General features: G+C 55.9%; 22 protein-coding genes. 7 read left to right on the top strand and 15 right to left on the bottom strand.

Annotated features, from left to right (window positions below; all coding sequences use genetic code 11):
* Positions 1 to 15: 15 nt before the first annotated feature.
* Positions 16 to 2,790: a DNA gyrase subunit A gene (gene gyrA / locus NAC44_RS10850; RefSeq protein ID WP_250940687.1), complete on the bottom strand. Its 2,775-nt coding sequence runs from the start codon at positions 2,788 to 2,790 to the stop codon at positions 16 to 18.
* Between the two features lie 291 nt (positions 2,791 to 3,081).
* On the opposite strand from gyrA, the gene NAC44_RS10845 reads away from it, so the two are divergent.
* Positions 3,082 to 3,711 (top strand): MarC family protein, encoded by a 630-nt coding sequence (locus NAC44_RS10845; protein ID WP_250940685.1) that lies wholly within the window; start codon positions 3,082 to 3,084, stop codon positions 3,709 to 3,711.
* 124 nt (positions 3,712 to 3,835) lie between these two features.
* On the opposite strand, the gene NAC44_RS10840 is transcribed toward NAC44_RS10845, so the two are convergent.
* The 5 genes from NAC44_RS10840 to rpiA form a co-directional block, all read right to left on the bottom strand.
* Positions 3,836 to 4,756, bottom strand: a complete 921-nt coding sequence (locus NAC44_RS10840) for a 5'-methylthioadenosine/S-adenosylhomocysteine nucleosidase (protein ID WP_250940684.1) — start codon at positions 4,754 to 4,756, stop codon at positions 3,836 to 3,838.
* Positions 4,757 to 4,883: 127 nt separating this feature from the next.
* On the bottom strand, positions 4,884 to 6,260 hold the full coding sequence (locus NAC44_RS10835; RefSeq protein ID WP_250940682.1) for a class II 3-deoxy-7-phosphoheptulonate synthase: 1,377 nt from the start codon (positions 6,258 to 6,260) through the stop codon (positions 4,884 to 4,886).
* A 90-nt stretch (positions 6,261 to 6,350) separates the two neighbouring features.
* On the bottom strand, positions 6,351 to 7,736 hold the full coding sequence (gene gor / locus NAC44_RS10830; protein WP_250940680.1) for a glutathione-disulfide reductase: 1,386 nt from the start codon (positions 7,734 to 7,736) through the stop codon (positions 6,351 to 6,353).
* A gap of 119 nt (positions 7,737 to 7,855) precedes the next feature.
* A complete protein-coding gene (locus NAC44_RS10825) occupies positions 7,856 to 8,410 on the bottom strand; it encodes a DUF2059 domain-containing protein (protein WP_250940678.1) in 555 nt (184 codons plus the stop codon).
* 107 nt (positions 8,411 to 8,517) lie between these two features.
* The gene (gene rpiA / locus NAC44_RS10820; protein ID WP_250940676.1) at positions 8,518 to 9,213 is read right to left on the bottom strand and encodes a ribose-5-phosphate isomerase RpiA; all 696 of its coding nucleotides are present in this window, start codon (positions 9,211 to 9,213) and stop codon (positions 8,518 to 8,520) included.
* A 241-nt stretch (positions 9,214 to 9,454) separates the two neighbouring features.
* On the opposite strand from rpiA, the gene NAC44_RS10815 reads away from it, so the two are divergent.
* Both NAC44_RS10815 and NAC44_RS10810 read left to right on the top strand, forming a co-directional pair.
* Positions 9,455 to 10,180: an HAD family hydrolase gene (locus NAC44_RS10815; protein ID WP_250940674.1), complete on the top strand. Its 726-nt coding sequence runs from the start codon at positions 9,455 to 9,457 to the stop codon at positions 10,178 to 10,180.
* 460 nt (positions 10,181 to 10,640) lie between these two features.
* Positions 10,641 to 11,198, top strand: a complete 558-nt coding sequence (locus NAC44_RS10810) for a c-type cytochrome (protein ID WP_250940672.1) — start codon at positions 10,641 to 10,643, stop codon at positions 11,196 to 11,198.
* Positions 11,199 to 11,355: 157 nt separating this feature from the next.
* Here the strand turns inward: NAC44_RS10810 and NAC44_RS10805 are convergent, their stop codons facing one another.
* The gene (locus NAC44_RS10805) at positions 11,356 to 13,212 is read right to left on the bottom strand and encodes a L,D-transpeptidase family protein (protein WP_250940670.1); all 1,857 of its coding nucleotides are present in this window, start codon (positions 13,210 to 13,212) and stop codon (positions 11,356 to 11,358) included.
* A 168-nt stretch (positions 13,213 to 13,380) separates the two neighbouring features.
* Complete coding sequence (locus NAC44_RS10800) at positions 13,381 to 13,575, bottom strand: hypothetical protein (RefSeq protein ID WP_250940668.1); 195 nt, start codon at positions 13,573 to 13,575, stop codon at positions 13,381 to 13,383.
* Between the two features lie 521 nt (positions 13,576 to 14,096).
* On the opposite strand from NAC44_RS10800, the gene fumC reads away from it, so the two are divergent.
* Together fumC and NAC44_RS10790 are read left to right on the top strand one after the other, a co-directional pair.
* Positions 14,097 to 15,488, top strand: a complete 1,392-nt coding sequence (fumC, locus tag NAC44_RS10795) for a class II fumarate hydratase (RefSeq protein ID WP_250940665.1) — start codon at positions 14,097 to 14,099, stop codon at positions 15,486 to 15,488.
* 1,184 nt (positions 15,489 to 16,672) lie between these two features.
* Positions 16,673 to 17,227 carry a hypothetical protein gene (locus NAC44_RS10790; RefSeq protein ID WP_250940664.1) on the top strand — a complete coding sequence of 185 codons (555 nt, stop codon included), beginning with the start codon at positions 16,673 to 16,675 and terminating at the stop codon, positions 17,225 to 17,227.
* 159 nt (positions 17,228 to 17,386) lie between these two features.
* Here NAC44_RS10790 and folK read toward each other — a convergent pair whose 3' ends face one another.
* The 3 genes from folK to folP are packed head-to-tail and all read right to left on the bottom strand — an operon-like array spanning position 17,387 to position 19,119.
* A complete protein-coding gene (gene folK, locus NAC44_RS10785; protein WP_250940662.1) occupies positions 17,387 to 17,905 on the bottom strand; it encodes a 2-amino-4-hydroxy-6-hydroxymethyldihydropteridine diphosphokinase in 519 nt (172 codons plus the stop codon).
* Positions 17,895 to 18,263: a dihydroneopterin aldolase gene (folB, locus tag NAC44_RS10780; protein WP_250940660.1), complete on the bottom strand. Its 369-nt coding sequence runs from the start codon at positions 18,261 to 18,263 to the stop codon at positions 17,895 to 17,897. The genes folK and folB overlap by 11 nt, the downstream gene beginning before the upstream one ends.
* Entirely contained in the window at positions 18,256 to 19,119 is an 864-nt protein-coding gene (gene folP, locus NAC44_RS10775; RefSeq protein ID WP_250940658.1) for a dihydropteroate synthase, read from the bottom strand. Before folP ends, folB begins: the two co-directional genes overlap by 8 nt.
* Before the next feature lie 179 nt (positions 19,120 to 19,298).
* Here folP and NAC44_RS10770 point away from each other — a divergent pair, with 179 nt between their 5' ends.
* Positions 19,299 to 19,925: a DUF922 domain-containing Zn-dependent protease gene (locus tag NAC44_RS10770; RefSeq protein ID WP_250940656.1), complete on the top strand. Its 627-nt coding sequence runs from the start codon at positions 19,299 to 19,301 to the stop codon at positions 19,923 to 19,925.
* A 560-nt stretch (positions 19,926 to 20,485) separates the two neighbouring features.
* Here the strand turns inward: NAC44_RS10770 and NAC44_RS10765 are convergent.
* Together NAC44_RS10765 and NAC44_RS10760 are read right to left on the bottom strand one after the other, a co-directional pair.
* The gene (locus NAC44_RS10765) at positions 20,486 to 21,244 is read right to left on the bottom strand and encodes an NUDIX hydrolase (RefSeq protein WP_250940654.1); all 759 of its coding nucleotides are present in this window, start codon (positions 21,242 to 21,244) and stop codon (positions 20,486 to 20,488) included.
* 254 nt (positions 21,245 to 21,498) lie between these two features.
* Complete coding sequence (locus NAC44_RS10760) at positions 21,499 to 23,175, bottom strand: methyl-accepting chemotaxis protein (protein ID WP_250940652.1); 1,677 nt, start codon at positions 23,173 to 23,175, stop codon at positions 21,499 to 21,501.
* Between the two features lie 577 nt (positions 23,176 to 23,752).
* On the opposite strand from NAC44_RS10760, the gene NAC44_RS10755 reads away from it, so the two are divergent.
* Positions 23,753 to 24,637, top strand: coding sequence for a MerR family transcriptional regulator (locus NAC44_RS10755; protein ID WP_274706861.1), 885 nt, complete (start codon positions 23,753 to 23,755; stop codon positions 24,635 to 24,637).
* Positions 24,638 to 24,807: 170 nt separating this feature from the next.
* On the opposite strand, the gene ilvC is transcribed toward NAC44_RS10755, so the two are convergent.
* Together ilvC and NAC44_RS10745 are read right to left on the bottom strand one after the other, a co-directional pair.
* Positions 24,808 to 25,827: a ketol-acid reductoisomerase gene (gene ilvC / locus NAC44_RS10750; protein WP_250940649.1), complete on the bottom strand. Its 1,020-nt coding sequence runs from the start codon at positions 25,825 to 25,827 to the stop codon at positions 24,808 to 24,810.
* Between the two features lie 73 nt (positions 25,828 to 25,900).
* The gene (locus NAC44_RS10745) at positions 25,901 to 26,524 is read right to left on the bottom strand and encodes a TetR/AcrR family transcriptional regulator (RefSeq protein ID WP_250941083.1); all 624 of its coding nucleotides are present in this window, start codon (positions 26,522 to 26,524) and stop codon (positions 25,901 to 25,903) included.
* Between the last annotated feature and the right edge of the window lie 102 nt (positions 26,525 to 26,626).

The raw sequence follows: 26,626 nt of genomic DNA, 5'->3' as shown, positions 1-26,626 counted from the left end.
CCTCACGCTGGCTGGTTATTCCGGCGCAGCCTCGCCGCCATCGGCCGCGGGCGTTTCAATCTCTTCGATGCCCGCATCTTCCTCGCCTTCCGGCTCACTGATGCGCTCGACGGAGACGACCTTCTCGTCTTTGGCCGTGGAGAAGATGGTGACGCCCTTGGTGGCGCGGCTGGCGATACGGATGCCGTCCACCGGCACGCGGATCAACTGACCGCCATCGGAGACCAGCATGAGCTGATCCTTCTCCTCGACCGGGAAGGCGGCGACCAACTCGCCGATTTCATTGGTTTTCGAGGTATCGGTGGCGCGAATGCCTTTACCGCCGCGACCGGAAGTGCGGAAATCGTAAGACGAAGAACGCTTGCCGAAACCGCGTTCGGAGACTGTCAACACGAATTGCTCGCGCGCCTTCAGTTCCTGATAGAGATCTTCCGGCAGGTCCTGGATTTCTCCGACCTCTTCGCCGACAAGCGCAATATCGTCCTCCTCGACACCGCTTGCGCGACGTTCGGTCGCGGAGCGCTTGAGATAGGCGGCACGCTGGGCGGCATCGGCATCGACATGATGCAGAATGGTCATCGAAATGAGACGGTCGCCATCGGCCAGCGAAATCCCGCGAACACCGATGGAGTTGCGGCCAGCAAAGACGCGCACTTCATCGACCGGGAAGCGGATCGCCTGACCGAGTGCGGTGGTCAACAGCACATCGTCGCGATCGGTGCAGGTCTCGACGGAGAGGATTTCATCGCCCTCCTCATCCAGCTTCATGGCAATCTTGCCGTTGCGGTTGACCTGCACGAAATCCGACAGCTTGTTGCGCCGCACCGTGCCGCGTGTCGTGGAGAACATGACGTCGAGATTATCCCAGCTCGCCTCGTCTTCCGGCAACGGCATGATGGTGGTGATACGCTCACCCGCTTCCAGGGGTAGCATGTTGATCAATGCCTTGCCGCGCGAGGTCGGCGTGCCGATCGGCAGGCGCCAGACCTTTTCCTTGTAGACGATGCCGCGCGAGGAGAAGAACAGCACCGGCGTATGGGTATTGGCGACGAAGAGGCGGGTGGCGAAATCCTCATCCTTCATTGCCATGCCGGAACGGCCCTTGCCGCCGCGCCGCTGAGCGCGATAGGTGGCAAGCGGCACGCGCTTGATATAGCCGGCATGGGAAACGGTGACGACCATGTCTTCACGGGCGATGAGGTCTTCATCGTCCATGTCCGGGCCGCCTTCCATGATCTCGGTGCGGCGCGGCGTGCCAAACTCGTCACGCACAGCAATCAGTTCGTCCTTGACGATCTGCAGAATGCGCAGGCGCGACGACAGAATATCGAGATAATCGGAGATTTCCGCACCGATCTTGTTCAGTTCCTCATCGATTTCGTCGCGGCCAAGAGCGGTGAGACGGGCAAGACGCAGTTCCAGAATGGCGCGGGCCTGCTCTTCGGAGAGATTATAGGTGTTGTCCTCATTGATCCGGTGACGCGGATCGTCGATCAGCCGGATCAGCGCGTCCACGTCATGGGCCGGCCAGCGGCGCTCCATCAACTGTTCCCGCGCCGTCTGCGGATCGGGCGCGCGACGGATGAGGTTGATCACCTCGTCGATATTGGCAACGGCAATGGCCAGACCGACCAGCACATGGGCGCGGTCACGGGCCTTCTTCAGCAGGAACTTGGTGCGGCGGCTGACGACATCCTCGCGGAAGGAGACGAAGGCCTTCAGCATGTCGATCAGCGTCAGCTGTTCCGGCTTGCCGCCATTCAACGCCACCATGTTGCAGCCGAAAGAGGTCTGCAGCGGCGTGTACCGATAAAGCTGGTTGAGGATCACCTCGGCATTGGCGTCACGCTTCAGCTCAATGACGACGCGGTAGCCCTGACGGTCGGACTCGTCACGCAGATCGGAAATGCCCTCGATGCGCTTTTCACGCACCAGTTCGGCCATTTTCTCGATCATCGTCGCCTTGTTCACCTGATAGGGAATTTCGGTGATGATGATCTGCTCGCGATCACCGCGCATCGGCTCGATCCGGGCAACGCCACGCATGATCACCGAGCCGCGGCCTGTCTCATAAGCCGAGCGAATGCCACTGCGGCCGAGGATCATTGCGCCGGTCGGAAAATCCGGACCCGGAATGATCTGCATCAGCTCCGGCAGCTCGATGGCCGGGTTTTCGATCAAGGCGATGCAGCCGTCGATCACTTCGCCAAGATTGTGCGGCGGAATATTGGTGGCCATGCCGACGGCAATACCGCCCGCGCCATTGACCAGAAGATTGGGAAACTTTGCCGGAACGACAACCGGCTCATGCAGCGTGCCGTCATAATTATCGCGGAAATCGACGGTCTCCTTATCGAGATCGTCAAGCAGCGAATGGGCGGCCTTTTGCAGGCGGCATTCGGTATAGCGTTCGGCTGCGGGCGGATCGCCGTCGACGGAGCCGAAATTGCCCTGACCGTCGATCAGTGGCAGGCGCAAAGACCAGTCCTGCGCCATGCGCGCCAGCGCATCATAGATCGCGGCATTGCCATGCGGATGGTATTTACCCATTACGTCGCCGGTCACGCGGGCGCATTTGACGTATTTCTTGTTCCAGTCGATACCGAGTTCGGACATGCCGTAGAGAATGCGACGATGCACCGGCTTCAACCCGTCACGCACGTCAGGAAGGGCGCGGGACACGATAACGCTCATGGCGTAATCGAGATAGGACCGCTGCATCTCCGTCATGATCGAGATGGGTTCGATATCGGATGGCCCCTTGGAGCCGGGTGTGCTTTGCTCAGTCAAAACGGATCACGCCTTTTTCGGCATGTCGGGAAACCTCAAACCGGCTTCATGCGGACATGCGTAAAACCAAATTCCAAAGCGCGATTTTCCTGACATCGCATGCGATTCCCAAGAAAACGGAAACGCTCCAGAATCACCTTAAAACCTATAGCCCAAAGCCTTGGCCAGCGCCAATTTCAGGCGAGGTTTTGAACAGGCTTTTCCGGGTTTTGTACGAGAAAACCGGCAAAATTTCCGTTATCCGTGCTATGAAGCGCCACTTACGATAAAACAGATAAAAAAGGAGCGCGCATGGCCGGAACCGAAGTCCTGTTGAACGCTTTCGTTACCCTGCTCGTCACGCTTGATCCGCCCGGTATGGCGCCGCTGTTTTTAGGCTTGACCCGCGGCATGAACAGCGCCGAACGCAAGAAGGTGGCGCTGCGCGGCTCCCTGATCGCGCTTGGCATTCTCACCGTCTTTGCGCTCTTCGGCAATGGCATTCTCGGCACACTCGGTATTTCCATCGGCGCCTTTCGCATAGCAGGTGGTTTGATGCTGTTTTTCATCGCTTTCGAGATGATTTTTGAAAAGCGGCATGAACGCAAGGAAAAGACGACGGAAAAAGCCATCACCGATGACCACATCGAAAACATTGCCGTCTTTCCGCTGGCCTTGCCGCTGATTGCCGGTCCCGGTTCGATTTCGGCGACCATCCTGATTTCCGGATCGCTATCCGAACCGCTGGAGCGTGCGGCCCTGATCCTCGTCATTGCCGTCTCCATTTTTATCGTCTTCGCAGCCATGATGATCGCTGACCGCATCGACCGTTTTCTTGGCTCAACTGGCCGCGCCATCCTCACCCGTCTGCTTGGGGTAATCCTTGCAGCCCTCTCGGTACAATTCGTCGTCGATGGGATCAAATCGGCGTTTCATCTGTGAAACATGGACGGCTCATGGCGATTTTCAAAATGCAGTCGCCATGACTGGAGCGCCGAGATGAGCCATTCAGATAAAAAGGGCACAAGAGCATGCCCTTTGCATACCCGAACACCGGGCGCGGTTCTCAGGGCATTTTTGCCAGAAACGCCTTAACAACCCGGGCTGAGTTGCTGGACGCAAGCGTCATGAACACGCTCATTTCGTTTTCGCCCTCACCGCCGCCGGCAAGATCGGAAAGGCTTCTGAAAGCGATGAACGGCACCTGGTTGACGAAGGCGACATGAGCGGTTGCCGCACTTTCCATGTCCAGCACCTCTGCGTGAAACGTCTTGAAAGCAAACTTCCGGAAAGCGGCATTATCAATAAAAGCCGGGCCGGAAACACCATTACCGCCGACGATGATTTTCGGCTGGTGGTTAAGGCATTTTTCATCACCCGCGCATTTTCCGAGCGTAACACTGCCGGCCACAGCTTTTGCAGTTTCAAGCAGTTTTCCATCGACGGGAAACCAGAATCTGTCTTCCGGCTTGTCCATGCCATCCGTCAGCACTTGCGATGTATTGGGATAGATCATGCCGAAATTTGGAAATGGCGTCTTCAGAAATGGAGGGATTTTGAAGCTGCCATTCGTTTCACGGGCAAAAATCGATTCGAGATACTCGCCCCATTGCTGGCTTACAACGACATCACCAATAGACAGCGAGGGATCGGCCCCGCCGGCAATGCCGGAAAACACGATGGCCCTGATGTTGAAATAATCAATTGCCTGTTGGGTGGTCATTGCCGCATTGACCATGCTGACACCCGAAAGAAACAGCACCACATCCTTGCCCTGCAACGTGCCCGTTACGAAGCTGCGGCCGTGAAGCTTGTATTCCTTCGGATTTTCAACATCCTTCAACAAAACCTGCCATTCCGGCGCAAAGGCGGACATGACGGCAATACGCGGCTTCGTGTCGAATTTATCCGCAGCCTGCGCCTGAGAAAACAGGAGGATGGATGCGATTGTGCCGATGGCGGCGCTCATAAGTTTCTTGAATGTCATATTGCCCTCTTTTCCTGCCTGACAAAAAGCAAGCATCGTGCCAGCACCCCGCAACCAGACAAAGCCAACAGAAACAAAAAAGCCCGCAAACATGGTTTGCGGGCTTTTTACCACTATCATAAGTGCATTACAGGCTGATCGCCTTCAGCCGCTTTTCGTCGCGGCCCAGCTTCATGCGTTCGGCCAGCAGGAAAGCCAGTTCGAGCGCCTGATCGGCATTGAGGCGCGGATCGCAATGGGTGTGGTAGCGGTCATGCAGATCTTCAGGCGTGACGGCGCGGGCACCGCCGGTGCATTCGGTAACATCCTTGCCGGTCATCTCGATATGGATGCCGCCCGGATGCGACCCTTCTGCGCGATGGATCTGGAAGAAGCTTTCGACTTCCGACAGAACCCGCTCGAAAGGCCGGGTCTTGTAATTGTTGAGCGTGATGGTGTTGCCGTGCATCGGGTCGCAGGACCACACCACCTTGCGGCCTTCCCGCTCCACCGCGCGGATGAGGCGCGGCAGATGCTCGGCCACCTTGTCATGGCCGAAGCGGCAGATCAGCGTCAGACGGCCAGCCTCATTCTGCGGATTGAGAATGTCGATCAGGTTCAGAAGATCGTCCGCCTGCAGGGACGGACCGCATTTCAGACCGATCGGGTTCTTGATGCCGCGGCAATATTCGACATGGGCATGATCGGCCTGACGGGTGCGGTCGCCGATCCAGATCATGTGCCCGGAGGTGGCATACCAGTCGCCCGAGGTGGAATCGACGCGGGTCAGCGCCTCTTCATAGCCAAGCAGCAGCGCCTCATGGCTGGTGAAGAAATCTGTTTCACGAAGGCTCGGCTGGTTTTCCGCGCTGATGCCAATGGCGCGCATGAAATCCATGGTCTCGCTGATCCGGTCGGCCAGTTTGCGATAACGCTCGGCCTGCGGGCTGTCCTTGACGAAGCCCAGCATCCATTGATGCACGTTTTCGAGGTTGGCATAGCCGCCCATGGCGAAAGCGCGCAGCAGGTTGAGCGTCGCCGCCGACTGGCGATAGGCCATCAACTGCCGGTTCGGATCGGGAATGCGCGCCTCCGGCGTGAATTCGATGCCATTGATGATGTCGCCGCGATAGCTCGGCAGCTCGACATCGCCCTGACGCTCCATATCGGAAGAACGCGGCTTGGCAAACTGACCGGCAATGCGGCCAACCTTCACCACCGGCAATTGCGCGCCATAGGTCAGTACGACGGCCATCTGCAGGAAGGCGCGGAAAAAGTCGCGGATCGTATCGGCGCCATGTTCGGCAAAGCTTTCGGCGCAGTCACCACCCTGAAGCAGGAAGGCATTGCCTTCCGCCACCTGGGCCAGAGACTTTTTCAAACGGCGCGCCTCACCGGCAAACACCAAAGGCGGATAGGTGGAAAGCTGCGCTTCGGCATCCACCAGCGCTGCCTGATCCGGATAGGCCGGAACCTGCTTGATCGGCTTCTGCCTCCAGCTCATCGGTGTCCAGTTCTGTGCCATGGTCTTTTACCTTGCGATCATCGTTTTTTGTCGAGTTGGCGGGGCTTATAACTGCTTAGGCCCGGGTTGGAAAGCGCTTTTGCCTCGCGCTCAAATGCGCTCGCCGTTTTTGATCCGGTAGCTGGGGTTGTACATCGTCACCAGCTCTTCCGCCGCCGTCGGATGCACGGCCATGGTGCGGTCGAAATCATCCTTGGTGCAGCCAGCCTTCAGGGTAATGCCGAGAAGCTGCGCCATCTCGCCCGCATCATGGCCGAGAATATGCGCGCCGATCACCTTGCGGCCTGCACTCTCGACGATGAGCTTCATCATCATCTTTTCCGCCCGGCCCGACAGCGTTGCCTTCATCGGACGGAATTCGGCGCGATAAACCTCGATCTCCGGGTAACGGCTGGCGGCCTCTTCTTCGCTCAGCCCCACCGTGCCGATTTCCGGCTGGGAAAACACAGCCGTTGCAATCAGATCGTGATCGGGCGAGGTCGGATTGTTCTTATACTCGGTTTCAATGAAGCACATCGCCTCGTGAATGGCGACCGGGGTCAGTTGCACACGGTCCGTCACATCGCCCAGAGCAAAGATATGCGGCACATTGGTGCGTGAATAGGCATCGACGGTGATGGCACCACGCTCATTCACCTGAACGCCTGCCGCTTCGAGCCCCAGCCCCTTTGTGTGCGGCTCACGGCCCAGTGCCAGCATCACCTGATCGGCCAGAAGCAGTTCACCGCATTTGGTGCGTGCGGCAAGGCCCTCTTCCGTCTTTGTCACCTCTTCGATGACATCGGTCAAAAGAATGCGGATGCCCTTCGCCTCCATGGCCTGATGCAGGCCGCGCCTGAGATCCTGATCGAAGCGGGACAGAATTTCGCGCCCACGATAGATCAGCGTCGTCTCCACGCCGAGCCCATGGAAGATATTGGCAAATTCCACCGCAATATAGCCGCCACCAGCAATGACGATGGAGCGCGGTAATGTGTCCAGATGAAAGGCCTCATTCGAGCTGATGCACAGTTCATGACCGGGCAAGGCTTCATGCGGATTGGGCGCGCCACCGACGGCGATGACGATGCGTTCCGCCGTCACTTCGCGTCCGGTTTTTGTCAGCCGTATGCTGTGCGGACCGGTGAGTTCCGCCCGGCTTTCGATGATTTCGGCTCCGGCATTGTCCAGACCCTTGCGATACAGGCCTTCGAGACGGGCAATTTCCTGATCCTTCGCGGCCACCAGCTTTTGCCAGTCGAACCGGCTTTCGCCCACCGTCCAGCCAAAACCGGCGGCATCCTCGAAATGCTCGTGAAATTGCGAAGCATAGACAAAGAGCTTTTTCGGCACACAGCCGCGAATGACGCAGGTGCCACCAAAACGATATTCCTCGGCGATGGCCACACGCTTGCCCATGGAGGCAGCAAGACGGGCGCTGCGCACACCACCGGAACCGCCGCCAATGACGAAGAGATCATAATCGTAAGTGGACATCAAAAGCTCCTGAGAAACGGGCAATGGGCCGGTAAGATGCCTGCCACATATGGCGATGCATCTTCAAAAATAAAAGCCCGGAAGGTCTCCGGGCTTTTGACGTTTAAAATGCGCCTGGATCAGGGCTTGGGGGCCGGTGCAGCCGGAGGCGCAATCGGCTTCAACTCTTTGCCGGCAACCTTGCTCAGCGCATCATTGGTGTTCTTTTCCAGATCGCGGGCAATGCCCGACGCCCAGATATCGGCAGACTTTCCGAGTTCGCGGTTGGCGACCGGCTGATCGCGCAACAGCTTCTTGCCGGCCTCGCTGTTGAAGAAGGTGGCAATCTGCTTCAACTCGTCCTGGGTAAAGGCCTTGGCGTAAACGATGGCGGCTTCACGCTCCAGATCACCGCGGCGGGCAGCAAGTTTCAGCGCCTGCTCATCAACCGTCTTGGTGATCTGCTCTTCCAGGTTGGGATAGGCCTGAATGAGCTGTTCCTTGAGCTGGGCGGCCAGATTGGGCAGGATGTTGTCGAAAACATTGGTCACGCCGAGGGCGGAAATGGCCTGGCGAGCGGTCTGAATCTGGGCATCGGTCACGTCCTGCGCCTGAGCGGCGACAGTGCCGGCCAGAAGCGATGCCGCCACAAAAACGCCAGCGGCCAGACGACCGATCGTTCGATACTGTCTCATGAATTATAGCTCCTGTTTTTCGTCCACGGCATGGTCTCGTCCTTAACCGCCGCTCGATTGTCATTTCGTCTGACGAACACCACCGCTCTTGCGGTGTGTCCTGACATTCATTTCGGTTCAATCACTCGCGCCTCAACAGGCCCCGCCACGATGGCGAGTTTTGCAAGACCGAGGAACAGGCCATGTTCGACAACGCCGGGTATGGCAAACAATGCATCTGAAAGGGCCTCTGCATCAGGAATGCGGCCAAAAGAAGCATCGAGGATATAATGGCCGCCATCGGTGATGAACAATGCGCCCTCTTTCTGGCGAAACGCCATCGAGCCCGTCAGGCCAAGCCGGGACGCTGCCTTTTCAATCGCAATTCTCGTCGCAACGGAGCCGAAGGGATTGACCTCGATGGGCAGCGGATAGGCGCCCAGCGTCTCGACCACCTTGGTTTCATCGGCAATAACGATCATACGGCTTGATGCGGCGGCAACGATTTTTTCCCGGAGCAAAGCCCCGCCACCACCTTTGATCAGGCTCAGCGCGCCATCCAGTTCATCGGCGCCATCGATGGTAAGATCCAGTTCCGGAAGCTCGTCCAGTGTCGCCAGCGGCACACCCAGTTCCGAGCAGAGCCGTGCGGTGCGTTCCGAGGTCGGCACGCCGCGAACTGTCAGCCCGGCAGAAACCCTGTCTGCCAGAAGACGGACAAATTCCTCCGCCGTCGAACCGGTGCCAATACCAAGGCGCATACCGTTTTCGACATAGGACAAGGCTTTTTCCGCCGCCCTGATCTTCATCTGACGAAGGTCCATGCGCGTCCTAAACTCCCTGGCAAGCAGGCTGTGCGATGAGCGGCAACCGGTTTGCGAACTGAAATCCTGCACATACAAGATGATCAGACGATCCTTTCATGAGCAAACCCAAGCGGACTATCTGATGATGTGGCTGCTGTTTACACGTCTCTCAAGCCAAACGAAAGCCCCTTTTCATTGCCTTTTTTGCCGTGAGGGCTTAGGCCTCAAAGCGATCTGAACCCGAAGCCTGTCGCCACGCATGGATTTACGGCGGCAGGCTTTCTCTCTTCATTGCCGGGAGCATCCAGTCTTGACCAAGCCAGCCATCGTCTTCGACCTCGACGGCACCCTGATCGACACCGCAGCCGATCTCATCGACAGCCTGAACCATACCATTGCCGCAGCCGATCTCGAACCTGTCGGTCTTGACGATGTGAGCCATCTCGTCGGCCATGGGGCAAGAGCGATGATTGCCCGCGCCTTTGCCTTTCGGCAAAAGCCGCTCGAGGAGACGGATATCGAGCCGCTGCTTGAGCGCTTCATAGCCCATTATCAAGCCAATATGCCCGGCAAGAGCAGGCCTTATCCCGGCCTCATCGCAGCCCTCGACCGGCTGAAGGCCGCCGGCTATTCTCTTTGCGTCTGTACCAACAAGCTGGAAGGTCTGGCCCGACCGCTGCTTGATGGTCTTGACCTGACCGCCTATTTTGATGCGATCACCGGCGGCGATACGTTTGAAGTGCGCAAGCCGGATGCCCGCCACCTGCTGGGTACCATTGAAAAAGCCGGTGGAGACCCACAACAGGCCTTGATGATCGGCGATAGCCGCAACGACATTCTTGTGGCGCAGAATGCCGGAATCCCATCGATTGCCGTTCCCTTTGGCTATTCGGATGTGGCGGTCGAAACGCTTTCTCCCTCCCATGTCATCTCTCACTTCGATGAATTGACCGTTGAAATCGTCAAACGTCTGCTCAATCGGTAAGGACAAACCGCCACAAGAATCGGTGACAATTGGCAGCATGATTCAAGGAAAAGGCGTGAATTTCCGTCTGCACCACATCATGCGGCAGCACTCAAAGCCTACTGCATAATCCCTTGAACCGGAATCGGTTTGAGGAGAAAATTATGCAGTAGATTTAGAGCGTTACAGCATCTTATGTATGTTTGATAAAACGCACGGTGCTGTTAAGCCTGAGGGCTTTTCATCACACGGAATCAGACCTCACGAAAATGTGTATGCAGTGCTTCGCAACAGTGACGTGTACGTCCACACCACTTGATTTGAATCATCAAGTCAGACCCGTAATTTTCTAGGATCACCTCCTGAGAACCCTTCCAGCCGACTGCATCTTCTGTTTCGCAGAGCTTGAAAGGCCTTCACCGTTTTTCAGCAGGACCTAAATCCGCAGCCGGATCGCACCTGCCAGATCAGGAGATCGATCATGAAAAGACCAATATTGACCGGCGTTTGTGCCATTGTCGGGCTTTGCGCCCTGGGCGGAGCAGGAACCATCGGTTTTATTTATTCCGGCCTGTTCGATTATCGAGCAACAAGCCCGCACTATCCGATTGTGACCTGGGCGCTTCACCAGACCTATCAGTCTTCCATGGAAAGCAGAACAAAAGATATCGCCATTCCCGACAATCTGGAAACGGCAGAAAGAGTGTCAACCGGAGCCGGACTGTACCAGCAGCATTGCGCCATCTGTCACGGCGCGCCGGGTATGGCGCTCGATCCGATCGGAAAGGGCATTTATCCAGACGCGCCGAACCTGCTCAAGGCCACACGTAAAAACCATCCCAATCAGGTTTATTATGTCGCCAAATACGGGATCAAGATGACGGGTATGCCAGCTTTCGGCAAAAGCTTCAGCGACGATACACTCTGGTCTATTGCCGCATTCCTCCACAAGGACAAGGGCATTTCCGCCGCAGACTATGCAACGCTGGTAAAAGACGCGCAGAACAACATGCCAGCGCCGGCTTCACCCTCGCAATAAACAGAAGCCGGCCCGAAAGGCGTTACCTTTCGGGCCGGCTACAAATTTAAAATCTTGGAGCGCAACTCAATCTGAATGAATCAGATGGACGTTCTAAGGGTTTCTTTTTTTATGCATAATCTTATCGACCCTCGTTTCACTCCGGTCGGATTATGCTCTAGATATGCGCGCCGCGTGCCGTGGACGTCGCGATAAACGCCTTGGTTGTTGCATCATCACGACCGTAAATGTCGTTGTAATATTGCACGACGCCGTCCTTATCCGGCCAGGCGGTAAAATAGGCGATATAGACCGGGAACTTCTGCGGCACCTGCACAGCGCGGTTCTGCCCCGTGGCGATCTCCTGATTGATATCGTCCACGGATGTGTTCATGACCGCCGCCGCCATAACGCGCGGTTCGGAAAGCCGAACGCAGCCATGGCTGAGCGCGCGCATGTCACGCTTGAAGAAGCTCTTCGCCGGGGTGTCATGCATGTAGATCGCATGAGAATTGGGGAAGAGAATCTTCAGATCACCGAGAGCATTGTCACTGCCGGGCGGCTGACGCACATCGACATCCGGATTTGTGTTCCAGTTGAGCGAGGCTGACGACACGCGGCGACCGTGATAGCTGACCTGATAGCCCTGCTTGTCGAGATAGCTCGGGTCACGGCGCAGCTTCGGCAGGAATTCATTGACGATGATCGAGCGCGGCACACCCCAGTAAGGATTGAACTCCACAGTCTGGATCATGTTCTGGAAGAAGTAAGTCTGGTGCTGGGGCGCGCCGACAACCACTTTCATCGCCAGTTTCTGCTGACTGTCATCATAATAGTAGGCGTGGAATGCAGCAGCATTGATCAGCACGTAACGCGGGCCAAGATTAGCCGGCAACCAGCGCAGCTCTTCCATGGCCACAATGACCTTCTGGATCTTCTCTGCATCCGAATGACCGGTCATCGTGCGGATCGTTGCCGGGCCGATCACGCCATCCGGCTTCAATCCCTTTTCCTTCTGATAATCCGAGACCAGTTGGACAAGATCGGGTGAATAAGTCTGGTCGCCGGAATAGCCTGTCAGCGCCTGAACGTGATCCACCTTCAGGGAATCGCTGGAATAGGCCTTGATCGCAGCAATCACGCTGGGCAGATCAGGGCTGGTCTGACCCGGCCGAATGAATGTGTTTTCCGGCACCTTGACCACATCGGCCTGCTGCTGCTTGTCCTCGGCCATCAGGCGCGCGAGCTCGTTTTTCAACGCTACGAACTGCGGATTGGACGGATCGCGACTGCGCAGATAGGCCTCGACATCGGGGCTCATGCGAACGATATCGAGAACGGGGGCGAGATCGACCACCTTGCGCTTGAAATCGTAATAACCAGAAATACGGTTGGGATCGAGGCGACCGCGCACCGTATCCTGCACATAGGTCAACACCTTGGCCGACAACGACAGCTCGAACGCCATCAGTGCCTGACGCTTGGCGTCGCTGTCCATGGTGTCGAGACCTTGCGGCACGGTTACGGCATAATCGGCAGGCTCAAGCCCGACAGTATCGGCACTGGCCAGAGCCGCCATAGCGCTTTTCGCCTGATCGGTGATACCGGAATCGTTCACCCAGATCAGCGCACCCTTATTGTTGTAATATTGCTCGACAGCCTTGGCGACATCATCGGTGGCCTCGACCTTGACCTTGGACATGGCAAGGCGGTTTTCAGCGGCGTCGCGAGCATCGCCAAACGCCAGAATTGGCGTGTCCGGCGCTTTTACGGCAATGGCGCGTTCCGAATCCGGCTTGTAAGTATAATAGCGGGGGGATGCAACCTTCGGTAGCGGCTCCGGATCGGCCAGTTGCGAGGCCGGAATGTTTTCCGGTGGCGGCACCTCATTTTTGTGAGACGGTGAATTACCCGGCCCGCCGCGCAGAAACTCCAGAAGCGTGATCGCATGGGCTGGTGTGGCCGAAGCGGCAAAGCTGGCCGTGGTGGTCAGAAGGGCGGCGAGGATCGCCCCTTGGAACGTAGGTTTCTGCAAGTTTCTACCCCAATCTAGTATCTTCCGGCGCATGGATGGCGATGGCTGTTGCAGCCAATTGCGTCAAAACCGTGAGGATGCCTTCAGGTTACATTCACGTTTTCCTGTCGTGCGTCCGGCATCACGGCTTTCCATATTATGACAACATCACCGGCATTTGGCGTTTCCCTAGCCGATAACGTGATTCTTGAAAAGTTTTCTCTTGCCTTGCTGCATAATTCCTTGAACCGGGTCGGCTTCAAGGAGGCACAGGCAGCCGTTTTTCGGGCGGCAGCGCTGTTTATGCGTTTTACAAATTGCTCGTCGCTGGAATGCGGACAGTCCTGAAAGCAGCGTTGCTTGTCGATAGATCATCCCGCTCATCCAATCTTATCCGGACTGGCATAGACTGGACAACCAGCAATATGTATCCGGCTCGAAATGCGCACGCAATTTTGCGTGACACAAGGTGCATTGCAGCCTTTCTGTTTGACCGCCTTCATGCACGTTTCGTCTTTAATGTGTTCTACAACAGCACAGAGCCCGCTCGTCACATGACGCAGCATTCCGGCTCTCAACGAAGTATTAAGATTAACCCGCCAAAGCGTTAAGATTTGGTAACCATACCTTCTATATTGGCCGCCGATGACAAGATGTGACCACCAGAGCCACTTGCCAGATCTGAAATGCAAGGCGCGACAAAATTACAAACATCCGAAGGGGGGCGGTCTTGACCATTGCAGAGAATGCAAACCTGCCTATAACAGTCAGCCTGAAGCGACCGTGCTGCCGGCCTGACCGCAAACCGCATTTTCTGCGACACCGGACAGGCTGACAAAGGAAAAGGCCATCCTTTTTCAGCAACGGCCTGCCCCGCCTTTTGCAACCGATTATGGGAGTTAGCAATGACCGCCACCCGCACCGAAACCGATACGTTCGGCCCGATCGACGTCGCCGCCGACCGCTATTGGGGCGCGCAAGCCCAGCGTTCGCTCGGTAATTTTAAAATCGGCTGGGAAAAACAGCCCCTGCCCGTCGTGCGCGCGCTCGGCATCGTCAAGCAGGCCGCCGCCCGCGCCAATATGGCGCTTGGCAAACTTGATCCGGCTCTGGGTGACGCCATCATCAAGGCGGCGCAGGAAGTCATCGACGGCAAGCTCAACGACCATTTTCCGCTCGTCGTCTGGCAGACCGGCTCCGGCACCCAGTCGAACATGAACGCCAATGAAGTGATCTCCAACCGGGCCATCGAAATGCTCGGCGGCGTGATGGGCTCCAAAAAGCCGATCCACCCGAACGATCACGTCAATATGAGCCAGTCGTCGAACGACACCTATCCGACGGCCATGCATATTGCCGCCGCCGAATATGTCACTCATCACCTGATCCCCGGCCTCAGGCATCTGCATGATGCACTGGACGCCAAGGCCAAGGCCTTTGCCCACATCATCAAGATCGGCCGCACCCATACCCAGGACGCCACTCCGCTGACGCTGGGCCAGGAGTTTTCCGGCTATACCGCCCAGGTTGCCTCGGCAATCAAGCGAATTGAAGCCACGCTTCCCGGCCTTTACGAGCTGGCCCAGGGCGGCACCGCCGTCGGAACCGGGCTGAACGCACCCGTCGGCTTTGCCGAGAAGGTGGCGGAAGAAATTGCAAAAATCACCGGCCTGCCCTTCATCACTGCGCCCAACAAGTTCGAGGCGCTGGCCGCCCATGACGCCATGGTCTTTGCCCATGGCGCAATCAATGCCGCTGCCGCTGCCTGCTTCAAGATCGCCAACGATATCCGCTTCCTCGGTTCCGGTCCGCGCGCAGGTCTCGGCGAACTGGCGCTGCCGGAAAACGAACCGGGCTCGTCCATCATGCCGGGCAAGGTCAACCCGACCCAGTCGGAAGCCATGACACAGGTCTGCGCCCATATCTTCGGCAATCAGGCCGCCATCACCTTTGCCGGCAGCCAGGGCCATTTCGAGCTCAACGTCTATAATCCGATGATGGCCTATAATTTCCTGCAATCGGTGCAATTGCTCGGCGATGCTGCGGTCTCCTTCACCGACAATTGCGTTGTCGGCATCGAAGCGCGCGAGGACAATATCAAGAAGGGTGTCGAAAATTCGCTGATGCTGGTCACAGCGCTGAACGGCAAGCTGGGCTATGACACCTGCGCCAAGATCGCCAAGACCGCTCACAAGAACGGCACGACGCTGCGCGATGAAGCCGTTGGTGGTGGCTATCTGACCAATGAAGAATTCGACGCCATCGTGCGTCCGGAATTGATGATCGGCCCGCAATAAACCGAGCATCTTATCGCCGTGCGGTTCACCAAATGCATGGCGATATTGGAACATGTCCGTGAAACACGGAAACGCTCTCACATCCGGGTGCGGGACAAAAAACAAGGCGGCGAATTTCGCCGCCTTTTTTCGTGCTGAAATGAAAAGATGAAAAGTCTCACAACATATGTCCGCCCACGAGACACCTTGATCGCCAGATCGCAGAAGCTTTCCTGTTCAGACGAATGTATTATCTGCGGCAAGCATAACAATCTCATGACGAAAATGAAAATACCACCCACACAGCTATCAATTAGAAAAATATAACACTCAAAAATCCATATTTTCTGGAATAATAAAAAATAATATTCCAGTATTCAGAGATCGCTTCAATACAGCATATCGCTTTAAAAATAGAAAAACTCATATATCAAAACAAAAATTTTATTCAGCAGGACAACTTTCGAAGCGTCTATTTTCAAAAATCCGACCGCTGAAAGGGTCACAGATCACCGCCTTGTGCCCCGTTTTTATCGTCAGCATGTCATGATTCTGTCGGCACCTATAATTCCTGAGAGCGCCGTGCGTCCAATATGGCGCACAAAACTCGCTGTAACACACTTAACCTGCGGCATCATTTTCACCTTCAATCTCACCCGATTTCAGGAATGATGCCCTAGGGTCAAAACTCAATCAGGATGGGTGTTCTGTTGAACGGGATGGGATTGTATGGCAGCGAACAAGCGCAAGACAAGGCCGGTTGGCCTTGTCGAGCATTGTTCGCAATCAGGCGGCCCGTCCCGTTCAACCCTTCGGGCAAGGCGTATTTTGTGCCTGCGGGCGTCGGAAAGGTTTGAAAATGGGGAGCATTTCCTGCACCTTTCCTTCTACTCAGACACAAAATACGCCTTGCAGAACAACCATCCTGATTGAGTTTTGACCCTAGAGCTTTTCAATGTTTTACGGACAGCGATACAGCCTGCCATTTTAAAATTAACGCACCTGTCGTTTCATTCACTCTTTCCCGCGCTGCCGATTGCAGAAATTATACAACTTTCCCAGCATGTTGTAACGGCCCAACCAGGCCTTGACCGGCACCTGCCGACGTCAACCAGCTCAGATAGACAGACCAAAATAAATGGAATATTAACCATATTGGGGGTAAATGAGTCTTAATGATTTCTGTGACCATCCAAGGAAAACCGATGTCGCTTCGCCCCCTGTTTGCCCTCGGCAGCCTAGCCGCAGCCTCGATTGCCCTGGTGTCAGCCCAGCCTGCGCTGGCGGCACAGAAGGACAAGATCTTCTTTCATTCGGTTGCCGGCTTATGGAGCGGTCCGGGTGAGATTGTTGCCGGGAAATACAAGGGCACAAAGTTCAATTGCAATCTGACTGGAGAACCGGTCGAGGGCAGTGATCCTGGCATTAAGCTTGGCGGCACCTGCCGCGTTGGCGTCTTCTCTCAACCAATGAATGCCGTGATTGCGTTGAAAAGCGGCACCTATAAGGGCCAGTTTCTCGATGGCGCCCAAGGCAAGGGTCTCGACATCATCTCCGGCCAGGTCAATGATGGTCGTGCTGTCATGGCCATCAACCGTTCCAAGCTGAATGGCGCCATGGTGGCAAGCCTTGAAGGCGAGAAAGCGATGAATATCACCATCTCCGTCAAGGTTGACGATCAGATGGTGCCGGTGATCGGTCTTCACCTCGATCGCCAGCCGCAGATTGATCATGAGATGGTCGGCTCGATCACGAAATAAGTCTTTCAACCGCGCGCACTATAAAAACCGAGGCCAGTGGTCTCGGTTTTGTCGTTTAGAGCGTTTCGGGACAGAAAACCGCTTCATACTTTTCTCGCGACAATGAAACGCGGCATTGCTTTAAGATACAAGTCCATCATAAACGACCGCAACAGGCGTTCAATCCCGCCACCAATCGCTGTTTTTATCCCAAAGCGTAATGCCAGAATCATCCACCTGCTTGAGCCAGTCCTCGACCCTTTTGTCCTTGACGCGCCAATCCGCGGCAATATCGGCCAGTGGATGCAGAACAAAAGCCCGTTCCAGCATGCGCGGATGAGGAATTTGCAGGCTCGGCTCATCGATCGTCAGGGCGTCGTAAAGCAGGATATCGATATCCAGCGTTCTCGGTCCCCAGCGTTCAAGCCGCACCCGCTTCATGGCGCGCTCAAGATCGAGACAGACGCGCAGCAGATCCTGCGGCGCAAGCGCGGTTTCTATCAAGGCGCAAGCATTGAAGAACTCGGCCTGATCAAGCTTTCCCCAGGGCGGCGTACGATAGAGCGGCGAAACGGACAGCACGCGCGTTTCCTCACGACTGTCCAACGCCTTCAAGGCATGGCGCATGGACATGGCCGGATCGTCTATATTGCCGCCAAGACCAAGCGCCACCTTTGCCGGCTGCGGCTCAACAGGCATGTTCAACCGAGACCTCGACATAATCCAGCATTCCGGTAATCGGCGCGCTGGGTTTGCGCACGGTGATCTTGGCCCGCACAATCGGCTCGAACCGCTGACAGACCGTTTTGGCGATATCCAGCGCCAGCGCCTCGATCAGATAGCGGCGTTTGCCGGTGACGAGTTCCTCGATGACGTTGAAGACGGCGCCGTAATCCACCGTTCCAGCGAGTTCGTCGGTTTCGAGTGCTGTTGAAAACCGCACCTGCAGTTCAGCATCAACGAAAAAGCGCTGACCGAGAAACTCTTCCTGCTCGTGAAAGCCGTGCCGGGCAAAAAATCCACAATTCTTAAGCGTAATCCAATAGGTCTCAGCCATGGTCCGGCACTTTCTGTTTGAGACAGCCTGTCTGCACCATCGCATCGGCAAGGGCAAGAGCATCGCGATTACTGCACACATCATGCACCCTGAAAAGGCTTGCACCCTTGAGGCGCCCCAGCACCGAGCTTGCGGCCGTGGCCACGTCCCGATCCTGCGGTTCGCGCCCGGTGAGCGCGCCCAGAAACCGCTTGCGCGATGTGCCGACCAGCAAGGGAAAACCCAATTCCTGAAGTTCATCGAGACGGGCCATGAGCGCCATATTCGCCTCAACCGTTTCCTTGCCGAAGCCAAATCCCGGATCGAGCACGATTGTTTCCGCCCTCACACCGGCCTGTTTGCAAATCTCCAGCGAACGAGCAAAAAACTGCCGCTGATCCTCAATGGGATCAGAAAGCGGGGTGCGTCCTCGCCCGGTATGCATGATGCAAATCCCTGCACCCGTCTTCGCCGCAACGTCGGCGATGGCGGGCTCACGTTGCAGGCCCCAGACATCGTTGATGATATGGGCTCCCTCGGCGATCGCCAGAGCGGCGGTCTCTGCCCGATAGGTATCGATCGAGATCAGCGCATCGGTTTCTTTTGAAAGACGACTGACGAGCGGTAGCACCCGGTCCTGCTCTTCTGCCGGGCTGACATCCGAAGCGCCCGGTCGCGTCGATTCGCCACCAATATCGAGAATATCGGCCCCGTCTTCCAGACAGCCAAGGCTATGGCGAAATGCGGCTTCCAGAGTTGCATGGCGTCCACCATCGGAAAAGGAATCCGGCGTGACATTGACAATTGCCATGATCCGGGAGCGTTCTGCCAACGCAATCTCGCGTCCATGCGCCAGCCGCCAGAGCCTTTGTCTCATCTTATGCCGTCCTTCACACTTCTTTTCAAATGCGGCTGTCCAAAGATCAGACAGACGATTCCCGCCTTTCAAAAGGATGACGGGCGCTCTACTATTGACCATCCTGAAAGGAGATGTTTGACCTTCCGGGTTCTTTGCCGCAATCTACTTTCAAATTCAATCGCATGAGCCGCCCCGGAATGGTTTCAAGACATCTTAGTCGCGCATTGCTGCCACTGATCGCTCTCTATGTCTTGTCTGGCAGCGCCAATGCCCAGACAATTGTGCATAAATCCATGCATTATTTTCGCATTGGCGGACATACAGCCGAAGAACTCGACCGGGAACTGGAGAGTAAGGGACCCCATACCAGCAATTCAGCCGGGCGACATCCCGGTGCGGCGCGCATCCGCTTTGGCGGCACCCTCACCTATGTCAGGACGCCTGACAGCTGCAAAATCGGCAGATCTCGCGTCACCGTGTCCATCGAGATCATCATCCCGCGCTGGATCAACCGCCGCCATGCCTCACGCAATCTGGCGCTGGTCTGGGACACGATCTATTACGACATCCGCCGGCACGAGGCCCGCCATGCCGAAATCGCCGTGCAACACGCCCGCGATCTCGACCGCCGTCTGATGGCCCTGTCCTCCTACCCAAACTGTCAGGCATTGCAGAAAAAAATCGTCGCCGTAACGGACAAGGTCAGTGAAGAACAGGATGAGGATCAACTGCGCTTCGACCGGATTGAGGCCATCAATTATGATGCCCGGCTCATGCGCCTGCTGAAATACCGCTTTCAGCAGCTTTATGGCGTGTCCGGATAATCGCTCTACGTGTGGCGCATGTGTTTCAGCGATAACAGACGCAACAGATAAAATAATCGATAAAATCTTGTAGTTTATTTCTGCATAAAACAGAAATACAATCAATGAAAGAAATCAGGACAGGCCCACTCTAGCGAAAGTGGAGTCCGGTTTCGCGTCAGGAATTGCCTCAAACAATTTCTGGAACACATTCGGTGAACGCATGTTCGCCGCACGTGATCTGGACAATATGCCTGAGTAGCGTCCCTTCGTGTTTGAGTTTATCGCACCGATACGCGCTTAAAAATTTTCGCTTTACGCCCATACCAGCATGATGCGTTTGCTGAAAAGCATGATGCTGCACATCCGTATCGACCTGTCCGGCATTATACGAGGCGGCAGGGCGTTGAAACGTTCATATCCGGTTGTTCCCGGCGCAGACACTGTCGAAAACGTCATCCTCCCGCGTTTGCGATCATGCGCCCACCTTGCCCCGCTCTCGCCCCGGCGAGGCGGGGTATTTTTCAACAAGCTTTGGCGATCATGTTCGCACGACAAGCTGGACAAGGAGACGCCCATTTTCACCCGAACAGGTAATCAAGCAGGGGATACATAGCCGGGTTGTAAGGATGGGCATGAGGATCAGCGCCGCGAATGGCAAGCGGCCTTGCAATTTCCTGCTCATGATCGGTTTCCATATGAGTAGTAATCCGCGCGAAAATTTCCTCGCTCGTCAAAGGCAGGTCAAAGCGCCGGAACACCGTCACACGTCTGCCCCTGCGATAGGCATAAAGAAACGGATCGACACGGGCACCGACAAGATCGAGCCCTGTCTCCTCTTTCACTTCACGCCGCATATTCGCCTCTACATCCACCCGTCCTGCAACGATATCGCTGGGATCGAGAGAACCCGCCGGACAATAGACCATGCCAGCATTGGCGGTATGAGAGGCCATTTCCACGGCAATCAATGCACCGTCGCTGGACATGATCACGGGAAAACCAAAGAGATGATAGCCGCTTGAGGGCGCGGGCTGCTTTCGCCAGAAAAGATAGGTGGAATAGGGAATGACATGTCCGACCCCCTCAATCTCCCCCTCACTTATGGTCAGGCTGTTGAACAGGATCAACTTTCCATCGAAAAGCGCGGGCTTGGCCGCAACTTCAGTGACCCAGTTGCGGCGTGCAGCATCGGCATGATCGCGATGAAAGGGATGCTCATCCGTCGATATCGACAACTCAAGACGGTGAAGTTTGAAAACGTCATTATCCTGCGGCCAGTGCTGATGATCGTCTGCGGCCTTCGTCTCCAGAACGTTACGGTGCGTAAAGGGCGCCATCACTCGATCTCCTGCATTCCGGCTGGCAAACACTTAAAGTGCCAGCGTTTTTTTGCAAGACGCGCAAGGGACACTGTAAGATTTTGCATTCTGCTGCGCATTTCCCCACGACATCGATTCCGCGTTCAGGGGTAAATCCGCAGTAGCACAATCATGTCCATACTGCACTGCAATCTTATGACATAACCCGAAGCAGCCACCTGGTTTTGCCCGGGGTCCGGATCAACAAAATGGCGGGGCACTGCTGTCAGGCTTTACGCAGCCCTGCCATGCCTGACCTGCTGGGCCGCCTCACTGAGGTGAAAGCGTGTAATGACCGCGTGCAAGGCATCGACGGTTTCTCCGACCATCACGGTTGTCGCCGTCAGTTCCTCGACAAGCGCTGCGTTTTTCTGGGTTTCCTGATCGATAACGTTGACAGATGTGTTGATTTCGCCAAGCGAACCGGACTGTTCGCTGGCGCTGTGGATGATGACATTGATATTCTCGCTGACCTGCTGGACCTGAGCGACGATTTTCTCAAGCGATTGTCCGGTATTGGCCACCAGTTCAACACCGTGCTCCACCTGAGCGGCAGAGGTACCGATCAATTGCCGGATTTCGCGGGCAGCAGACGCAGAACGCTGAGCCAGTTCCCGCACTTCCTGCGCCACCACGGCAAAGCCCTTGCCCGCCTCACCGGCACGGGCCGCTTCAACACCCGCATTCAAGGCAAGAAGATTGGTCTGAAACGCAATTTCATCAATCACGCCGAGAATGCTGGAAATCTGGCGGGACGACTGCTCGATAGCGCTCATGGCGCTGACAGCATCCTGAACCACGTGACCGGAATGAGCGGCATGGGCCCGCATGTCTTCCACCAGCCTGCCCACATTGGCAGCGCGCTGAGAGGAGTCCTTGATTGTGTTCGTCACCTCTTCCATCGCCGCCGCCGTCTCCTCAAGCGAAGCGGCCTGGCGTTCGGTTCGCTTGGCCAAATCGGTGGAAGCTATACTGAGTTCACCGGCGCTGGATGTCAGGTTGTCCGCGCTTGCCATGAGATTTTGAATGATGGAACGCAGGCCGGTGATGGTGTCATTGAAATCGTGGCGCAATGCCTCCATGGTCGGGACCAGCGGCTTGTCCAGCGCTATGGTCAGATCACCAGCTGACAGGGCTCTCAATGCTCTGGAAATTTCGGAGATCGCATTCATGCGTGAGGACACGTCCGTGGCAATCTTGACGATCTTGTAAACCTTGCCCCTGCTGTCAAACACAGGATTATAAGATGCCTGGATCCAGACATCGTTTCCAGCCTTGCCAATGCGGCAAAATTCCCCCGCTGCCACTTCGCCTCTTGCAAGCCTTGCCCAGAAATCCTCATAGGCCGAGGTTTTGACATAGGCCGGGTCGCAAAACATGCGGTGATGGCGACCGGAAATCTCGGACAGCTGATAGCCAAGTGCGGTACAGAAATTTTCGTTTGCCGTCAGGATCGTGCCATCGGATGCAAATTCGATGAGCGCCTGCGATGCAGACAGCGCCTTGAGCTTGGCGTCATCTTCCAGTGCCTTCAGCTTAGCAGCGGTTATATCGGTGGCGTATTTCACCACCTTATAGGGCTTTCCGCCTTTCAAAAGCGGGTTGTAAGATGCCTCGATCCAGACGTCATGCCCATCTTTTGCGATGCGTCTGTACTGGCGCCGATCAAACTTCCCTGCTCGTAAATTATCCCAAAACAGCTTGTATTCCGGTTGTTTCGCCTCTACCGGATCGACAAAAATACTGTGATGCTTTCCCTTGATTTCTAAAAGACTGTAACCCAGCGCTTTGCAGAAATTTTCGTTCGCGTCGAGGATGATCCCATCCAGGGTGAACTCGATGACAGCCTGGGACCGCCGCATGGCGTCAACTTCAGCCTGCGCATCACCCCGCAACGTTAACAAGGACATATTTCCCCACCCTTTGATCGGCGCCGGCATGAGTTGGTTTAGCCCCCATAAAGACGCAGTAACAGTCTAAGAACGCTGCTGAATGTGCCCCTTCACCATTCTCGATTGAAGGAATGATGCAGGAGAACCACTCACTGCAGGACACAGTGATGATCAGGATCGATCACCAAAGAGGCGGTGTATGAAACTGACAATAGGCAGGACTATGCAATCAAAAGGTATATTTAATATTACTAAAAAAATTCCATGTGGAGATACCGCATGTGTTCCTGTCTTTGACAGTTAACGGTTAAAAACGAAAATCGACATGGTGCCGGGAAGCTCCAGCTTTGCAGCGATTTTTTAAAAACATATTCTTACATGCAGATTTCATGTTCCAGTTGAATATATAGATAATCATATATAAAGCACATTCTGATATTCATCCTATCGTTTGCGTCACGAGGCTTGCTCATATCATCGGTCCGGTGGCAATTTATCCTTAAAAACAAGTCAATCTGGAATCCTGACATTCAGTCAATGAAATATACAGAAACTTCTTATATTATGCATCTAGCATATCTTTAGAAGGGAAATCATGGACAGGACACCGCCATCGCGAGAGTTTTTCACCCTAAGGGAAACCATGGAATTTACGGGACTCTCCAAGTTGGTTCTTCATGCCTGGGAGCGCCGTTTTGGCCTTGTATCACCGGAACGATCCGAAACTGGCCGTCGACGTTATAGCCGCGAAGAGGTTATGCGCCTTCGACTGCTCAAACTATTGACGGATTCGGGTCACCGCATCGGCAAGATCGCGCATCTTGATCAGAACGCCTTGCGCGCCATGCTGAGCGAAAGAGGCCAGGTGGAAAGCTTCGGCCCACTTTTGAGCGCCATTGAAAGTCTCGATAATGTGGAAATGGACCGTATCTTGAATGCCCATTTCCTCACCCTGGGCCCGGTGGATTTTTCACGGCAGATCGTTCTGCCGCTCATGCGGGAAGTCGGCAGACGCTGGGCCAATAAATCGATGAGCGTCGCCAGCGAACATCTTGTCTCCGCCTCGATCCGCTGGCTGCTTGGCAACAGCATGAAATTAATGCCCGCCCCACACCGGCGGCTTCGCATTGTATTTTGCACGGCTGAAGGTGAAATGCATGAAATGGGCGTGCTGATTGCAACAGTGCTGGCCTTGGCACACGGTGTCCACACGCTTTATCTCGGTCCCGACATGCCGGCTCAAGATATTGCCGATGCGGCGGCAAAAGCAGACGCCGATATCGTCTGTCTTGCGGCCACTGTGGGAAAACCTGCCCATGTGGTCAACCTGATATCGCATATTCGTCAGAGCGTTTCTGACAGGACCGAAATCTGGATCGGCGGACCGGCCTGGACCGGGGAACAGGCCAGCGAAGGTCTGCGCTATTTGCCCAGCCTCGAAGCCTTCGAGGCTGCCATTCAGGAAAAACTGGCCGGATAGCCAGTTTTTCCATTTCAATGCTGCCGATCCCTGCCCTCTGAGATACGCAAAAAGCAAAAGAGGATCGGCAAGCCGCTGTTCGTTGCGGGCCTTGTCGACGAGTTTGTTCTTGCCGATCTCCCGCATCGCCGAAGGCGTGCCAGCATGAAGCGGGGGTCGGCAAGCCGCTGTTAGTTGCGGGCCTTGTCGACGAGTTTGTTCTTGCCGATCCACGGCATCATGCCGCGCAGCTTGGCGCCGACTTCCTCGATCTGGTGGCTGTCGTTCAGACGGCGGATACCCTTGAAGCGGGCGGCACCGGCGCGATATTCCTGCATCCAGTCGGAGGTGAACTTGCCGGTCTGGATGTCGTGCAGGACGCGCTTCATTTCCGCCTTGGTTTCAGCGGTGATGATACGCGGACCGGTGACATATTCGCCCCACTCGGCGGTGTTGGAGATCGAATAGTTCATGTTGGCGATGCCGCCTTCATAGATCAGGTCGACGATCAGCTTCACTTCGTGCAGGCACTCGAAATAGGCCATTTCCGGAGCGTAACCGGCTTCAACCAGGGTTTCAAAACCGGCACGGATCAGTTCGACCAGACCGCCGCAGAGAACGACCTGCTCGCCGAACAGATCGGTTTCGCATTCTTCCTTGAAGCTGGTTTCGATGATGCCGGAACGGCCGCCGCCCACGCCGCAGGCGTAAGACAGAGCCAGTTCCAGTGCATTGCCGGAAGCGTTCTTGTGGATGGCAACGAGGCAGGGAACGCCGCCGCCCTTCTGATATTCGCCGCGCACCGTGTGGCCAGGACCCTTCGGCGCAATCATGACAACGTCAACCGTATCCTTCGGCTCGATCAGGCCGAAATGCACGTTGAGACCATGAGCAAAGGCAATGGCAGCACCGTCGCGGATATGCGGCGCGATCTCGGCCTTGTAGATGTCGGCCTGCAATTCGTCCGGCGTCGCCATCATCATCAGATCGGCCCAGGCGGCAGCTTCGGCCACAGTCATGACCTTGAAGCCATCGGCTTCAGCCTTCTTGGCGGTTGCTGAACCGGCCTTGAGGGCGATGGCCACATTATTGGCACCGCTGTCCTTCAGGTTCAGCGCATGGGCGCGACCCTGAGACCCATAACCGATAATGGCAACCTTCTTCGATTTGATCAGGTTCAAATCGGCATCACGATCGTAATAGACGCGCATTTCGTGTATCCTTCCCTATGCTATGTCCGTGTTTGTGAACGAGTGAAGAGCAGTGACCGTCAGAATGACGGTCTCATGCCGGAGCGGCTTTTTCCGTTCCATGCAACATCAAAAAAGCGGCAACCGCCTTGCGGGCGCGCGCTGGAAATTTTCGGCTGTCTGGCTTTTCGCCAAGCAGCATCCGCACATGCTGATCCGAGACGATCAGACCGTAAAGCGTGCGATAGGCCTCCTCGCCATCGTCAAAGCGCAGGAAACCGTCGCGGCGACCGGCATCAAGCAGGGCGCGGGCGCGTCGGTCGATCTGACGGCGGCCGCGCTCCAACAGCATCTGGCCAAGCTTGGAGCCGTCGCGGCTGGTCTGGCCGATGGCAAGACGGTTCAGCGCCAGCGACACCTCACCGGCGAGCACCTCCAGAAGATCGCAGCCGAAAACTTCCAGATGCTCTGTCAGGCTCTGGGCCGTCAGCCGTTCGCCCGCACGCTCAAAGGTGCGTACTTTGCTCGCCTGAAACGAAATCATCGCCGAAAGCAGACCGTCGCGGTCGCCAAACCATTTATACAGGCTTTCCTTGGAGCAGTTGGCCGCACGCGCCAGACCAGCCGTGGTCAGCGCCTTGTCGCCGCCCTCCACCAGAAGACGCAGCGCTTCCGTCAGAACGGCGCTCTGCCGGGCTGAAAATTCCGCCGTGTTCATGGTTTCTGTCGTCACCGGATCGCTCCCAAAGAAAGTACCGTACGGTACGGTTCTTGTTAACGCGGAATCGATTTCCCCGTCAAGCAGGAGTTTGCTTTAAAT

The sequence above is a fragment of the Allorhizobium sonneratiae genome (genome assembly GCF_023700755.1).
Classification (GTDB): Bacteria; Pseudomonadota; Alphaproteobacteria; order Rhizobiales; family Rhizobiaceae; genus Allorhizobium; species Allorhizobium sonneratiae.
The sequence above is the reverse complement of the archived record's forward strand: the minus strand, read 5'-3'. Positions and strand labels throughout refer to the sequence as shown.

Coding starts and splice junctions, on each gene's coding strand:
- NAC44_RS10835 (WP_250940682.1), bottom strand. CDS start 6,260: ATGGCACAGAACTGGACACCGATGAGCTGGAGGCAGAAGCCGATCAAG.
- NAC44_RS10755 (WP_274706861.1), top strand. CDS start 23,753: ATGGACAGGACACCGCCATCGCGAGAGTTTTTCACCCTAAGGGAAACC.
- folB (WP_250940660.1), bottom strand. CDS start 18,263: ATGGCTGAGACCTATTGGATTACGCTTAAGAATTGTGGATTTTTTGCC.
- NAC44_RS10760 (WP_250940652.1), bottom strand. CDS start 23,175: ATGTCCTTGTTAACGTTGCGGGGTGATGCGCAGGCTGAAGTTGACGCC.
- NAC44_RS10845 (WP_250940685.1), top strand. CDS start 3,082: ATGGCCGGAACCGAAGTCCTGTTGAACGCTTTCGTTACCCTGCTCGTC.
- NAC44_RS10765 (WP_250940654.1), bottom strand. CDS start 21,244: ATGGCGCCCTTTACGCACCGTAACGTTCTGGAGACGAAGGCCGCAGAC.
- NAC44_RS10840 (WP_250940684.1), bottom strand. CDS start 4,756: ATGACATTCAAGAAACTTATGAGCGCCGCCATCGGCACAATCGCATCC.
- folK (WP_250940662.1), bottom strand. CDS start 17,905: ATGCCTGTTGAGCCGCAGCCGGCAAAGGTGGCGCTTGGTCTTGGCGGC.
- fumC (WP_250940665.1), top strand. CDS start 14,097: ATGACCGCCACCCGCACCGAAACCGATACGTTCGGCCCGATCGACGTC.
- NAC44_RS10815 (WP_250940674.1), top strand. CDS start 9,455: ATGGATTTACGGCGGCAGGCTTTCTCTCTTCATTGCCGGGAGCATCCA.
- NAC44_RS10745 (WP_250941083.1), bottom strand. CDS start 26,524: ATGAACACGGCGGAATTTTCAGCCCGGCAGAGCGCCGTTCTGACGGAA.
- NAC44_RS10825 (WP_250940678.1), bottom strand. CDS start 8,410: ATGAGACAGTATCGAACGATCGGTCGTCTGGCCGCTGGCGTTTTTGTG.
- NAC44_RS10810 (WP_250940672.1), top strand. CDS start 10,641: ATGAAAAGACCAATATTGACCGGCGTTTGTGCCATTGTCGGGCTTTGC.
- gor (WP_250940680.1), bottom strand. CDS start 7,736: ATGTCCACTTACGATTATGATCTCTTCGTCATTGGCGGCGGTTCCGGT.
- NAC44_RS10790 (WP_250940664.1), top strand. CDS start 16,673: ATGTCGCTTCGCCCCCTGTTTGCCCTCGGCAGCCTAGCCGCAGCCTCG.
- rpiA (WP_250940676.1), bottom strand. CDS start 9,213: ATGGACCTTCGTCAGATGAAGATCAGGGCGGCGGAAAAAGCCTTGTCC.
- NAC44_RS10800 (WP_250940668.1), bottom strand. CDS start 13,575: ATGAGCGGGATGATCTATCGACAAGCAACGCTGCTTTCAGGACTGTCC.
- ilvC (WP_250940649.1), bottom strand. CDS start 25,827: ATGCGCGTCTATTACGATCGTGATGCCGATTTGAACCTGATCAAATCG.
- folP (WP_250940658.1), bottom strand. CDS start 19,119: ATGAGACAAAGGCTCTGGCGGCTGGCGCATGGACGCGAGATTGCGTTG.
- NAC44_RS10770 (WP_250940656.1), top strand. CDS start 19,299: ATGGTTTCAAGACATCTTAGTCGCGCATTGCTGCCACTGATCGCTCTC.